Here is a 13,338-nt window from a genome sequence, read left to right as displayed (position 1 = left end):
TTGCTAGTCTTCCAGCAGATGTTCGTAGCGCTGATCCGTGAGCGTCTTGAGAAAGGCGACTAGGGCATCCACACGGGTGTCATCCAGTGCTGGCCCGTGGGTCAATTCTTGCACGGCCAGGGTGCCGGGGATTTGCGGCATGGGGAAGGGCGCGCCGGTTTCAGGGTTCACGCGGCGTGCCGGGTTCTTGGTGTTGTACTGATTGTAGAACAGGATAACGGTGCGCAGATCCGCAAAGATACCGTTATGCATATAGGGGCCGGTCACGGCGACATTGCGCAATGTTGGGGTGCGGAATTTGCCACGCTGATTGGGGTCGCCGTCCATCTGAGGGTTGGCCGCCAGCCCATGGTCCAGAGTGCCAAGGGCGACGCCGTTCTGCTGGCGCAGCGCTTTGTTCTCGGGCACGCCGATATTGTGATAGCTGAAATCGGTGAACACTTCGCGCGGGTTCATCGGGCTGCCATTGACCTGATGACACAGGTTGCAATTGGTGAACTGCTTGGAAAAGAACAGCACCCGCCCCAGCTCTTCCTGATCGGACAGGGCGACCTCTCCGCGCAGATAGCGGTCATATTTTGAATCAAACGGGCTGAACTGCTCTGTGCGTTCATAAGCGGCAATGGCCTGGGTCATCGCCCGATACCCGGCCTCGTCATTCTCAAGCGTGCCTGCGCCAAAGAGCAGATCAAACCCGGTGACATAATCCTGGTTTTCCCGCAGTCGCGCGACAACGGCAGCCTTGTCCGCCATCCCCATTTCGACCGGGTTCAACGGCGGGCCACCCGCCTGATCCTCAAGCGTCATTGCGCGGCCATCATGAAACTGACCGCCCACCCAATCGCCGCTATCGGCTTGATGAAATTCAGGAATATGCGCGGCATACATGGCCGTGGGCGCGTTGCGATCCCCGATGGAAACCCCATCATCACCCAAAGAGGCCATGCCCCGCGGATCGGCAAAGGCATGGTCGGGATCATGGCAGGTCGCGCAGGATTGAGTACGGTTCAATGACAGGTTTTCATCGGAAAACAATGCCTCTCCCAAGCTCTCAATAGTCAGGCTGGTCTCAGCGGCCAAGGCGACGGTTGAGGCAAGGGCGAATAGGGCGGTGCAGAGGGTGGTTTTCATCGGAACACATGTCATGACTGGCTTTTCCGAGTTTTTTAATAAGAAATCAAGAGGCGGTGCCTTGACTTGTGTCAAGACCGGTCATTTCCGACCCTAGGCCAAGTCAAGAGCGCTCAGTTTTCCAACGCCTTCGACACACGATCAAGCAAAGTGGTTTTGGCAAAGGGTTTGGACAAAACCGGGGCATCATGAAAGGCCCCGGATGCGGCCGTTTCAATCTCGGACGGCTGGCCGGACATGAAAATCACTGGGACATCCGGGTTTTCACGGCGCAATTCCACGGCGAAATCCGGGCCAATCAAGCCGCCGGGCAACAGGATGTCCGAGACCAGCAAATCAATTTCGGAGGCTCGCGGCAGGAACGTCCGGGCGGATTCCACGGTGCTGGCCTCTAGCACCGAATAGCCGTATTTTCGCAGCAATTGCGTGACATAGCTGCGGATGCCCTCATTGTCTTCGAGGACGAGAATGGTTTCCCCCTGCGCTTTGACCTTTGGATCGACCACCGGTGCGCTTGCCTGGTTTTCGGGGGAATGATCGGATCTTGGCAGGTAAAGCGCAATTTGCGTGCCGTGCCCCAGTGTGCTTTGGATATCCACCGCCCCGCCGGATTGTTTTGCAAAGCCATAGGCCATGGACAGGCCCAACCCGCTGCCCTTGCCAACCTCCTTGGTGGTGAAAAACGGTTCATAAACGCGGGATAGGGTGTCGGGGTCCATCCCGGTTCCAGTGTCTTCGACCCTAAGAGCGACATAATCACCTGCGCCAAGATCCAGATCGTTTTCGGCGCTGATCGGCGCATTACGACAGGACACGTTCAGAACGCCTCCGCCCGGCATGGCATCGCGGGAATTCAGCGCAAAGTTCAAAAGCGCGGCCTCGACCTGGGCGGGATCAGCCATGACCGGCCAGAGATCATCGGGCACGTCGATTTCGATGGTGTTTTTCATCCCAAGGGTGCGGCGCAACATATTGCCCATCCCAAGAACCATATCCCCCAGGTCGAAGGTACGCACGGCCAAGGGTTGTTTGCGCGAAAATGCCAGCAGGCGTTGGGTTAATTCCGCGCCGCGATCAACCGCGTTGATTATCGGGGTTGAGAATTCAGGATCGACATCAACCATAAGCTCCAGCAATTCCACATTGCCGCGGATCACTGTCAGCAAGTTGTTGAAATCATGGGCAACACCTCCGGTGAGCTGCCCAACCGCCTCCATCTTTTGCGCTTGACGCAGGGCATCTTCGGCAGCCAGCCGATCAGAAAGATCGACAGAACATAAAAGGATACGCCGATAGGTGTCCTCATGCCCCGGTAAGACGCGCCAAGTGGCGGCGACGGTGCGTATTGTTCCATCGGCGCGGGTGATCCGCGTCTCATAACTGCGCCCTTCGTCCCCCGCATGTAGGGCCAGAATTGTCATGCGCACAATCTTATAGGCGGCGGGGGTCAGTTCGGTGACGACACGGGCCAGCAATTCCGATTTGTCGCGATAGCCATGTTCGGCCAGCGATGCGCGGTTGGCATCCACCACGGCAATCTCTTTGGCGCAGGCTTGCAAGAATTCCGGATGGGCATCGAGGTAGGCCTCAAGCTCTGCCGTGTCCTGAATGTCCAGCGCGTCAATCAGGCGTTTCATGCCTGACAGGTCTTCTTCGCGAATGGGGATCGGGGCATATTCGAACAGGCTGTGGAAACGCTGCTCGCTGCTTTGCCTGGCCGTTTCGGCGCTTTTGCGCGTTTCGACCTCTTCACGCAACAGCGCCTCGCGGACGATGACATCGCGTTCTCGGCTTCTGCGCGCCTCGTAGTTTTCGCGGGTGACCACGGCGTTGATCACGATGAAAAGTGCGGCTGACAAGATGGTCACGAGTTGTGCCAGAGCCAAAAACTCGGTGTCAGTCTTGTTCATGAACAGGCCCATGCTGGCCATGATCACGAAGCCCAGCGTATAGACCACAAGGCGGGCGGTCAGCACTGGTTTGACCTGGTGGTTGAACATCGACGCGTATAGGGCGGCAGAAATCAGGTAGGTCAGCGGGACAAACAGAAATTCGGGCGTGCTGAGCCAGGCGACCAGAAGTGCGTAACAACTGACGGCAAAGGCGCTCCAGACGCCGATGGCCGCCTGCATGCGGGTAATCCGTGTGATTTGGTCATGACTGAGCGTTTTGAAGGATAAGGTGCGCCGCGACATGGCGGCTTCGGACAGTTCGGAGGCCAAGCAAAAGAGGTAGCAGAAAATCGGGATATAGCTGGCCAGGTAGAGCGAGGAAATAACCGTGGCACCAATGAACATAATCTGGCGCAACCAGAACAATCGTAGCCCTAGTTTTGAAAAAGTTCTGAGTGCTTGGTCGTCCGGCTGCACCTGTCCACACCCCCTAAGCCACGCTAACGCGGTCATTTTTCTTAGGCAATCTCCTTTTGAGAGGCGATTTTGGACGGGCTCTTGCAACTTACGGCCTCTAAATCGTTTTACGAGGTTGGGCAGTCTCGCGCGAATGCAGACCCAACATCAGCAGGCCGGGCCAAAGCAGATAAGTCTGGATTTCCAGGTTTTCGCCGAAAGACAGCAGAAAGAGTGTCAGAACGATCCCAAAAGGCAGCGCGCCTTTCGCAGAGCCTATGGCGCTGATCAATGTCGTCAGAAACTGCAGGGCAAAGGGAATGGCAAAGGCAAAGAACCCGACCAAACCCTTGATAAACAACAACCCGTACCAGGTGTGATGGCTGCCGATGGGCATGTATTCCACCAGATGGGCCCCCGGTTGTACGCGGCCATGCCCAAACCAGATCGCATCCTGCTGCCAGCGTTCAAATGCGATCCGTTGCAAGGTGGCGCGCACCCGCGTGCTGTCTGCGCGGGCGGTTTGAAAGGCTGTGATCGTGTTGAACAGCACCTGCTGCAACATTCCGGCAAATAGTCCGGCCAATGTTGTGAGCCCGGCCAAAACGCTCCAGGCAAATCCACGCAAGACATAGGGGGCAAGTCGAGGCAGGCTGGTGCAAAACACCAATCCGACCAACCCCATACGAGATTTCGAAGTCAGGATCATCAGCACCCCGGCCAGCAGCCCGGCCCACATCCAACGCTTGTCGGTCTCTTCTAGGGCGAAAAGCACCATGATCACCCCAAGCAAGGCCGCGAAAGGCGACCAAGGGGCAAAGAACTGCCATCTGGGCGCGCCCGATCCCGGGTCGATTGTGTAAAGAAAAACGCTAAAATATTCCGGCCCCGGCCCGCCAACCACCTTGAGCGGCGAGGTAAAGATGTGTTGCGGCAGGCCGATGAATGGCGCGGTTAACATGATCGGAGCCAGCGCCAAAGTCACCGCGCCGACAATGCACATCGCGCGCACCAACACGGCGCGTCGCACCGGCAAAACTGCACCAGCCAAAGGAAACAGTGCCATCAAGGCCCAGCCTTTGGCCCACCCGATCGAGGATTTGATGGTCGTTTTGACCCCCATTGCCCAAGTCATGTGACCCACCCAAAGCGCGATCAGCATCACCGCCATGCCCAGGATCCACGCCCAGACCATGAAGGGGACCGGCCCCGTTGCACGCAGATCCGCGCGAATGGCGGGCCCGAGGTATAGCGACAGGACTGCCAAGCCCCCAAGCGTCCAGCCCAGAACCGGGCCGACAATGTAGAGCGCGCCGAGCAGGTAAAAGGGCCAGGTGGCGATCAAGGCATAGAAAACAAGGGTTTCAGCCGGGTTCTCGGGGCGGATCATGGCTTGGCGACCTGCGGGCGATGCAGGAGCTTGGCAATCACACGGTCACGGCTCCACCCGAGCAAGGCCGCGATGATCAGCATCAGGCTGGCCGCAATGGCTGCGGCAATGATCAGTTTGGATTTGGGGGAGGTTGGGCGATCTGGCAGGCTTGGATCCTCAAGCACCTGAACCAGCGGGTAAGACGCATAGATATCGGTTTTCGAGGATTGGCTGCGCGCGATGGCCGAGGCAAACACCGCCTCGGCCACTTCGAAATCGCGCTGGCGATCCTCAAGCTCCGAGGCCACCGGTTCCAGCGCTTTCAGGCGTTGCGCTTCGCGATTGTGCTGCGCTTGCAAGGCCGCTTCTTCCTTTTTCAGGGCCTCAAGGCTGGCATGTTCGCGCACCAATTGCGCCAGTAGTTCCGCCCGGGCCCCGTCCGGAGCCCGATCCAGGCGGATCACTTGAGCAGTGCTAAACCCGGTCACGTGCGATGCGCGCTGCAACACAGCAGCCTGTGCCGTGTCCAGGGCGGTCTTGGCCGAAACGCGCTGTGGATGGCGCGGGCCAAACCGGGACCGCGCCAGATTGAACGCGGTGGCACATTTGGACAGGTCCGACAGCAATCCCCGATATTCCTCATCCGCGAAAAGTTTCAAGGTCGCCGCCGCCCCGTCGGCCGAGATTTGCAACGCGGTTTCCAGATCCGTGACCTTGGACAATTGCGCTGCCTGATCCGCTCTCACGCGCCGCAAACTATCGGCCAGCGCCTCAACGGCGGTGACACGGTCGCGGAATTGCTCTGGAGACATGAGGCCACCATTGCCGCGCAAATCCGAGATTGAGCGGCGGGTCGCGCCGACCGAGGCCACGTAGTCGGCAATCGCATCTTTGCCCCCGGCTTGCCGCTGCTCGATCTCATCCTGGCGCAGGGCGTTGATTTCCTGAAAAAACGTCTGCAAGAGGGCGCGGGCACGGGCCTGAGCGGCGCTTGGGTCACCGGCGGACAGCTCCACATGGATCAGGTTGGTCTGGTCCACGAGCTTGATCTTGGGCCGTCCAAAATCCTGCGGGGTCACGGTCTCTGCCTCTGCTGCTCGGGTCAAAATCCTGTCCGCTACAATCAACCTTTTATAGGTCTCCGTCGGGCTGATGGACCCGTTGGCAAAGGCGGAATTGGCGTAGGAGGACGCCTGGCCAAAGTTATTGAGGTTCACTGTCGTGGAACTGCCCGCGCCGGGCAGGATCAGCGAAAAACTAGAGGCGTATTGCGGTTTGGCGATGCTGAGATAACCAAGCGAAGGTAGCCATATGGCCAGGAACCCAATGGCGAGAACGCCCAAATAGCGCGCGTGACGTCGGGTGTTGCGATAGAGGCGGACCTTGAGGGATGTAAAGTGGGATCTGAGATCCGAACCCCCAGCGCCGCGCGTCTTGCGCTCCGCCTTGGGGGGCAGGATCTTCTGCGCCTTTGAGGGTCTGAAATTGGGCTTTTGAAAACTCATAAGCATGCTCCTTACTTATGAGTTTAGTCGCCCGCCTCAGTTGTCTCAGCCGGGCAACGGGGCAGGAGAGTGGGGTTTTCGGGTGGCATCCCTGTCCGACCGGATAGGTGCTGTAAAATGCATCTCGCCCCTAAAAGAGCCCGGCCTCTTTGGCGACCAAAGCGGCTTGCGTCCGATTGTGGACATCGATCTTACGGTAGAGCGTTTTCACATGCAGCTTGATCGTTGGTTCGGCCAAATCCAGGTCGCGGGCGATTTCCTTGTTCGATTGGCCTTTGGTCAACCCTTCCAACACCTGCATTTCCCGGGCCGTCAGTTTCTCGGCCAAAGGATGGCTTGGTTTCTCATCTTCGGCGGTCATAAATTCGAGCGGAGCGTATTTCTCCCCCATGGCCATAAAGCGGATGGCATTGATCAGCGATTGCGCCGCCAGGGTTTTGGGTACAAATCCCGCCGCGCCAGCCTCCAGCGCCGCGTCGGCGACATCACGCGACGCGTTGCCCGAGATCAGCGCGACCTTAGGAGCCGAGGGCAGGGCCAGGATGCGCTGCAATCCTTCCAACCCATTCATCTGCGGCATCTTGAAATCCAAGAGGACCAGATCGAACTGGCTGTCCTTTTGGACCCGCTCAAAGGCCTGATCGAAATTCGAGACGGCTTCGACGTCGAATTCTCCGGTCGTTTCCATAAACGCAACCAAGGTGTCGCGGACCAAACCGTGGTCATCGGCAAGTAATATCTTCACTGGCGAACTCCATCTTTTGAATGGCATCTGTGATTAGACACGGTAGGACGCGATCTCACAATGGGAATGATCGTGTCTTAGGGACTATCCCGCCATCCGTTTGGATAGGTGACGGGCGCGCTTGCGCATTTGTTAACCAATTCAGAGCGTTGCCACCGCCGCAAACGCCGCTGCTTACCCCTCTGCCCAATTTGGAAATGCCCGATACGGCGCCAGGCTGACCTTAGCCCGGCTGCTTTTCCTGCGCCGGATCGTCATAAAGGAGGTCATGTGATGCAGTATCAACCGGATATCGAATTCAGGCTGGGGGCAAACCGTGTCGAGCGTCAGCCCAGCACCAGAGATCATCCGCTAGAAGAACAAAGTGTGGCGGTGCTGGACCAGCCGATTTGGGATGGCACGCCGCAAGAGGCCATTGCGCTTTGCCTGGATGGTAAGCGCAAAACCGTGTGCTTTTTGAACGCCCATTGCGCGAATGTCCGGGCGCGCCATCGCAGCTATGCCCAGGCTCTGGGCCGTGCGGATTATGTGTTTCCTGATGGGATCGGGGTTGAACTGGCTGCGCGCATGACGGGCACCCGTCTAACCGCCAATTTGAATGGCACGGATCTGGTTCCTGCCATGCTTCAAGAGGCGGGGCAGCGTGGTTTGTCGGTCTATCTGCTGGGGGCCAAACCCGGCGTTGCGCAGGCGGCGGCGGAAAAGCTAGAGGCCAGTTGCCCCGGCTTGACGATTGCCGGAGTTCGCGACGGTTATGGCCAGTCAAAATGCGCCCGCAGCACCGTTGATGCCATAAACACCAGCGGCGCGGATATTGTCCTGGTCGCCATGGGTGTCCCGCTGCAAGAGCTGTGGATCGATCAGTTTCGCGATGAGTTGGATGCCCAATTGGTCATGGGTGTTGGAGCGCTGTTTGATTTTGTCTCTGGGATGATGCCGCGCGCGCCCGAACCTGTCCGCAAGATGCGGGCGGAATGGGTTTACCGCCTGTGTATGGAACCGCGCCGCATGGCCGGGCGGTATCTGGTTGGCAATGCCACCTTTATGACGCGCGCCATGGTCCATTCGCTCAAAGGGATGCAGGCCGGAGCGGTTGAAAAGCGGATGCTCGACATTGTCTTGGCTCTTGTTGCGCTATGTCTGCTGGCCCCGCTGTTTTTGGTGATCCTGCTGGCCATCCGTTTGGATAGCCGCGGACAGGCGGTCTTTTCCCAAATGCGGGTGGGGGAATTCGGGGCCGAATTCAAGCTGTTCAAGTTTCGAACCATGTATGTGGATGCCGAAGCCCGCCGGGCCGCCCTGTTAAAAACATCTGACCGCAGTGGCGTGTGTTTCAAGTCCAAACATGATCCCCGTGTCACGCGGGCTGGGCGGTTTCTGCGGAAATGGTCCTTTGATGAGCTGCCGCAAATTATCAATGTTTTAAAAGGAGATATGTCCCTTGTCGGTCCGCGTCCGGCGCTCCCTTCCGAGGTTCAGGCCTATCCGCCACGTGCCATGCAGCGGCTGATGACCAAACCGGGAATCACCGGGGTTTGGCAAGTGTCCGGGCGGGCCGATATCAGCTTTGACAAGATGGTAGATCTCGACATTGCCTATGTCAAAGCGCGCACGATCTGGCTGGATTTGATGGTGATGGCGCTGACCTTCCGCGCGGTGCTCTTGCGGCAGGGGGCCTATTGATTACATCCGATCGGATAGGGCCCTACCCGGAATAGCATTACCGGGTGGGGCCGTTTTCCGTCAGGCTGAACCGAAATTTATGGATCAGTCGAAGGAGGTATCATCGTGCAAAGGTCATTCTTGGTCGCCAGCGGCGTTTTCTTGCTTGCCGGGGCACCGCTTGCGTCAGACCAACAAGCTGCAACGCCTGTTTTGACGGTGGAAACCCAAGCGTCATCAATAGATTACGATCTGGTCGCGTTGCGCGACCTGCCGCAAACGTCCTTTGAGACCAGCACAATTTGGACCACCGGCGTCAAAGCTTTCACTGGCGTTGCCTTGCTGGCTTTGCTGGACGAGATGGAGATCAAAAGCGGCACCGTGCGCGCCCGCGCTGCCAATGACTATGCGGTCGATATTCCGGTGGCCTCTTTGTCTGCTGACGCGCCCATTGTGGCGTGGCAAATGGATGACGCATTGATGTCTCGCCGCGGCAAAGGCCCGCTGTGGATCGTCTTTCCCTATGACCGATCTCCTGAATTTCGTACCGAAACAGTCTATTCTCAAAGTGTCTGGCAGTTGCAGAGCCTTCACGTGCTACATGAATAGAATGGTTTTGTTTTAGGGGGTAACGATGGACGGACGGACGCTGAATTCCAAACCAAGCTCGCGCTTTCCCTTTATCGGTGTGTTTATTGCCTTGGTGGTCTTTGTGGTCCTGACTGGGTTTGTTGGCCGCGAAGTCTTTGGTGAACTGGAAAAGCTAAAATCAGCACGCACCGACAATGTCGAATGGGCGCTCAGCCAAAGTGAGGTGGAGTATCTGCGCTTTCTCGATGCGCTGTCCAATTCAGACATTGGTGATCCGGCAGAGGCGGCTGAGCGTATTCGGCTGCGCTTTGACCTGCTTTATTCCCGCATTGATCTGTTCCAGCACGGGCAATTATTTGCACCGTTTCGCGACGTCTCCAGCGCCAGTGCGACCTTGCCTTTGATCAGAAATACCCTTGATGGGTTTATTCCTTATATGGATGGCTCTGACGCGGTGCTGCTGCGCGCCGTTCCCCAGATCAAATTGCAAACGCAAAGTCTGCAAAATGATCTGCGTGTTCTGGCGCTGGGCGGGGTGGAGTTCTTTGCCCGCCAATCCGACTACCGTCGCGGAGAGGTGTCTTCGACTTTGGCGAACCTGATCAATTTGACCGGCGCGATGCTGTTGGTCATGGGCGGGCTGAGCGTTGGATTGTTCCACCTCAACATCCAGCGGCGGCGGCAAGGCGCGCAATTGGTTGAGATCAATTCGAGGCTTCAGGGCATCCTTGAAACATCGCTTGACGGTGTGATCGTGACCAATAAACGCGGTGAAATCCTGACATTGAACCCCGCCGCCGAGCATATTTTCGGCTTTCGTGCCAATGACGTGCAGGGCGTTCCTATCGGTGATTTGATCGTTCCGGATCATCTGCGACCGGCCCATCGCGACGGGATGGCGCGCATGCAGGCCGGTGGCGAAAGGCGGGTGATCGGCAAGGGGCGGGTGCAGCTAGAAGCCTGTCGGCATGACGGCGAAGTTTTCCCGATCGAGATGGCCCTGTCCTCGATCCGCGAGGATGGGGATGAGATCTTTGTCGCGTTTCTGCGCGATATTTCACAGGCCAAGGCCGATGAGAAAGAGCTGATCAAAGCCCGCGATCAGGCTTTGGCCGGGGAAAAGGCCAAGACCGATTTCCTTGCGGTCATGAGCCATGAAATCAGAACGCCCTTGAACGGCATTCTTGGCACCCTGCAACTGATGTTTCGCGAGGATATCAATGCGCGGCAGCGCAAGATGCTGCAAAATATGGATATATCCGGGCAGCTTTTGCTGCGGCATGTGAATGCCGTTCTGGATATTGTCAGCACCGAAGGCGGCGCAGACAAAACCCGCAAAGAGCCGGTGAACTCCGGCCGTCTGATCCAGAACATCATTGATGCCCAAAGCGGCGCAGCGGCTGAGCGGGGCAACGCCATTGAATGGTCCTGGACCGGTGATGCGCAGGATTGGATCCTGAGCGATGAACATAAACTGGAACAGATCCTGCTAAACCTTGTGGGCAACGCGATCAAGTTCACCCGGGATGGTCTGGTCAAACTGGATGCCAGGTTAGAGGATCACGCGGGGGGCAGCACCCTGACCATCAGCGTGCAGGATACCGGGATCGGGATTGCCAAGGATCAATTGGACAAGGTCTTTGACGATTTCCAGACCTTCGACGCCTCGCTGGATCGCAGCGCGCCGGGGACGGGGCTTGGCCTTGGGATTGCGCAAAGGTTCGCCCGTGTTCTGGGCGGCACCATCGAAGTGCAAAGTGCCGTGGGCGTTGGCAGCCGGTTTGACGTGATCCTTCCGGTGACCCGCACACAGGCGCCTATGGCCAAATCCCAGCCAGAGGAAACCGCGGGGGGCATGTTGCCTGCCCTCGATATCTTGGTGGTGGATGACAACCAGATCAATCTCGATGTGATGGCAGCCATGTTGGAGCATGAAGGCCATCACGTGACCTGTCGTGATAATGCCCATGACGCCATCACCACGGCTGCACAGCGCATGTTTGATGTCATCCTGATGGATATTTCGATGCCGGAAATGGATGGTTTGGCGGCGACGCGGCGCATTCGCGAAACCGGTTGCTCGGCAACGGTGCCGATCTTTGCGGTGTCGGCCAATGTCTTTCCCGAGGACACGCGCACCTATCTTGAGGCGGGGATGACCGGGGTGCTTGGCAAACCCCTGACCTTCGCGGCACTTGAAAGCGCTTTGTTGGACATTGTTGATCCGCCATTGCCGAACACGGATGTGTTGAACGCGGCCCAACTGGATGACCTTGTGAATGCCCTATCCGCCGACGCTTTGCTGCATCTGTTTGGGCGGCTGCAAAAGGATGTCGCGGCGTTTCTGAACGATATCAAAGACCTCAATGATCCAGCCAGCCGCGCTGTTCAGGCGCATAACGTGGCCGGTAGCGCCGCGATGTTGGGCGCACAGCGATTGGGACTATTGCTGAACCAGATCGAAAATATGTGCGAGCAAGAGCGTGTCAAAGACGTATCCGATGCGCTGCCTGAATTGCGGACCTGTTGGGAAAACACCCAAGACGGGCTGAAAGCTTGGCTGTCCAGGCTTACTTGAGCAGGATCCCAGCGGTTCCCACAACGGTCGTGACGCGGCCCAGATCGGCGATATTGGTGACCGTGCTGTCATAGCAGGCAATAGCATCGCCGGGCAGCACATAGGGGTCGTAATCATCCCGGTCAGCACGCCGCAAAAGCCGTTCGATGTTGCGTTCGATAACCACAGATACTTGCGTCACGGGATTGCGCGAAAACAGAATGGCGTGGCGATTGGCATTGGTCAGTTTGATCCCGCCCACACAATTGGTATCCACCACAGCCTGCAAGAACCGCGCGCCATAGGGCACTTCGCGAACCGAGCGCCCGATGGCGGATTCAGCATTGCCTGAGGCGGGTTGCGTTAGGTTCGACATATAGAGCGTGACGCCCGGCGGGCTGATCGGGCTGGGGCGCATCAGGTCATCCTGAAAACACTGGCGGCTTTTCACCACGATCTGATCACCGCTGAGCAGCATGATATCGGTGGGGTCCGTGCCCTCAAAAACACCGCGCAGATCCATACGGTACACTTGCCCGCTGCGATGCAGCTCAACCGCGGACAGGTCGGCATCTGGCCGCACGCCCCCGGCGGCGCGCAGGGCGACGGACAGGTTGCGCGCTTCGGTCGAGGCCCCCATGGCCCCTTGACGCATCCGGTCGGCGCGATCGCCGGAAACGGCCCCGATGCGCACGGCATGGGGTTCAAACACGGCCCCCGTCACGCCAACGCTGACCTCGGCAAAATCCAATATGCGCAAGGTCAGTTGCGGCGGCTGCGCGTAAAAGCCCGAGGCTATCAGCGCCTTGCGCAGGGATTTTTCGATCTGGGGCACAGACCGCCCCTGCGCCTTGACAGGCGGCAGGTGGGGCAGGGTCAGATCCCCCTCGCGCGACACGACATAATCGCCGCTAAAGGTGTCATCGCCCACCACGACCAGTTCAACCAGATCATTGCGGGTCAGTTTTTCACCAAAAAGCGGGCTCAACGCCGGGCCAGACCATTTCCCGAAACTATCCTCAACCGTGCCGCCGATCAGGGGTAGGCAGGGCGTTTCGTTCATGCTTTGCGATTCCAGATAGCGGGATTTCTTGCGATCTGGTTGGCGGTACTGCGCCTGATAGGCCCGCCCCTCCGCGACCGGCTCGATATTGTCAGGGCGTTTCAGGCTGGCACAGCCCTGAAGCAGGGTCAGGGCCAGTGTGGCGGTTAATGTTGAGGCAAGCGGAACTTGGAAAGAAATCGACATACGGGCGTCCTTGATGATGTCCAAACAGGCTACGCGCAGGTGGCATGACAGGGCAGGGGGGGATCGGGATTGCGGCCTAACCCAATCGGGTAGGCAAAGCCGCAAATTGGGCGCGCTACAATCCGCGCGGGATAAAGACCGTTAGGTTTCAGATTGTTAGAACCGTCTTACCCCCAAG

Annotated in this window: 9 protein-coding genes; 3 read left to right on the top strand and 6 right to left on the bottom strand. The window is 58.0% G+C overall.

The window, feature by feature from the left end:
- Positions 1-3 precede the first annotated feature (3 nt).
- The 5 genes from CLV87_RS16970 to CLV87_RS16950 form a co-directional block, all read right to left on the bottom strand.
- On the bottom strand, positions 4-1,131 hold the full coding sequence (locus tag CLV87_RS16970; RefSeq protein ID WP_235871965.1) for a cytochrome-c peroxidase: 1,128 nt from the start codon (positions 1,129-1,131) through the stop codon (positions 4-6).
- Positions 1,132-1,244: 113 nt separating this feature from the next.
- Positions 1,245-3,449 (bottom strand): PAS domain-containing hybrid sensor histidine kinase/response regulator, encoded by a 2,205-nt coding sequence (locus CLV87_RS16965; protein WP_176556039.1) that lies wholly within the window; start codon positions 3,447-3,449, stop codon positions 1,245-1,247.
- 148 nt (positions 3,450-3,597) lie between these two features.
- Complete coding sequence (locus tag CLV87_RS16960) at positions 3,598-4,869, bottom strand: capsular biosynthesis protein (RefSeq protein WP_099247267.1); 1,272 nt, start codon at positions 4,867-4,869, stop codon at positions 3,598-3,600.
- Positions 4,866-6,356, bottom strand: a complete 1,491-nt coding sequence (locus tag CLV87_RS16955) for a GumC domain-containing protein (protein ID WP_099247265.1) — start codon at positions 6,354-6,356, stop codon at positions 4,866-4,868. Before CLV87_RS16955 ends, CLV87_RS16960 begins: the two co-directional genes overlap by 4 nt.
- 130 nt (positions 6,357-6,486) lie before the next feature.
- Entirely contained in the window at positions 6,487-7,101 is a 615-nt protein-coding gene (locus tag CLV87_RS16950) for a response regulator transcription factor (RefSeq protein WP_099247263.1), read from the bottom strand.
- Positions 7,102-7,374: 273 nt separating this feature from the next.
- On the opposite strand from CLV87_RS16950, the gene CLV87_RS16945 reads away from it, so the two are divergent.
- The 3 genes from CLV87_RS16945 (at position 7,375) to CLV87_RS16935 (ending at position 11,932) form a co-directional block, all read left to right on the top strand.
- The gene (locus CLV87_RS16945; protein ID WP_099247261.1) at positions 7,375-8,784 is read left to right on the top strand and encodes a WecB/TagA/CpsF family glycosyltransferase; all 1,410 of its coding nucleotides are present in this window, start codon (positions 7,375-7,377) and stop codon (positions 8,782-8,784) included.
- 105 nt (positions 8,785-8,889) lie between these two features.
- Entirely contained in the window at positions 8,890-9,372 is a 483-nt protein-coding gene (locus tag CLV87_RS16940; protein WP_235871964.1) for an oxidoreductase, read from the top strand.
- Positions 9,373-9,397: 25 nt separating this feature from the next.
- Complete coding sequence (locus CLV87_RS16935; protein WP_099247259.1) at positions 9,398-11,932, top strand: hybrid sensor histidine kinase/response regulator; 2,535 nt, start codon at positions 9,398-9,400, stop codon at positions 11,930-11,932.
- Here CLV87_RS16935 and CLV87_RS16930 read toward each other — a convergent pair.
- Entirely contained in the window at positions 11,925-13,160 is a 1,236-nt protein-coding gene (locus CLV87_RS16930; protein ID WP_099247909.1) for a polysaccharide biosynthesis/export family protein, read from the bottom strand. The two genes, CLV87_RS16935 and CLV87_RS16930, sit on opposite strands and share 8 nt — an antisense overlap.
- Positions 13,161-13,338: the final 178 nt, after the last annotated feature.

This window comes from Pelagimonas phthalicica, assembly GCF_004364805.1.
GTDB lineage: Bacteria > Pseudomonadota > Alphaproteobacteria > Rhodobacterales > Rhodobacteraceae > Pelagimonas > Pelagimonas phthalicica.
Note: the sequence above shows the minus strand (reverse complement) of the source record. Positions and strands in the feature narration are given on the sequence as shown.

What these genes read in the sequence shown, in the direction of transcription:
- CLV87_RS16930 (WP_099247909.1), bottom strand. Translation starts at nt 13,160, where the DNA reads ATGTCGATTTCTTTCCAAGTTCCGCTTGCCTCAACATTAACCGCCACA.
- CLV87_RS16960 (WP_099247267.1), bottom strand. Translation starts at nt 4,869, where the DNA reads ATGATCCGCCCCGAGAACCCGGCTGAAACCCTTGTTTTCTATGCCTTG.
- CLV87_RS16935 (WP_099247259.1), top strand. Translation starts at nt 9,398, where the DNA reads ATGGACGGACGGACGCTGAATTCCAAACCAAGCTCGCGCTTTCCCTTT.
- CLV87_RS16955 (WP_099247265.1), bottom strand. Translation starts at nt 6,356, where the DNA reads ATGAGTTTTCAAAAGCCCAATTTCAGACCCTCAAAGGCGCAGAAGATC.
- CLV87_RS16970 (WP_235871965.1), bottom strand. Translation starts at nt 1,131, where the DNA reads ATGAAAACCACCCTCTGCACCGCCCTATTCGCCCTTGCCTCAACCGTC.
- CLV87_RS16945 (WP_099247261.1), top strand. Translation starts at nt 7,375, where the DNA reads ATGCAGTATCAACCGGATATCGAATTCAGGCTGGGGGCAAACCGTGTC.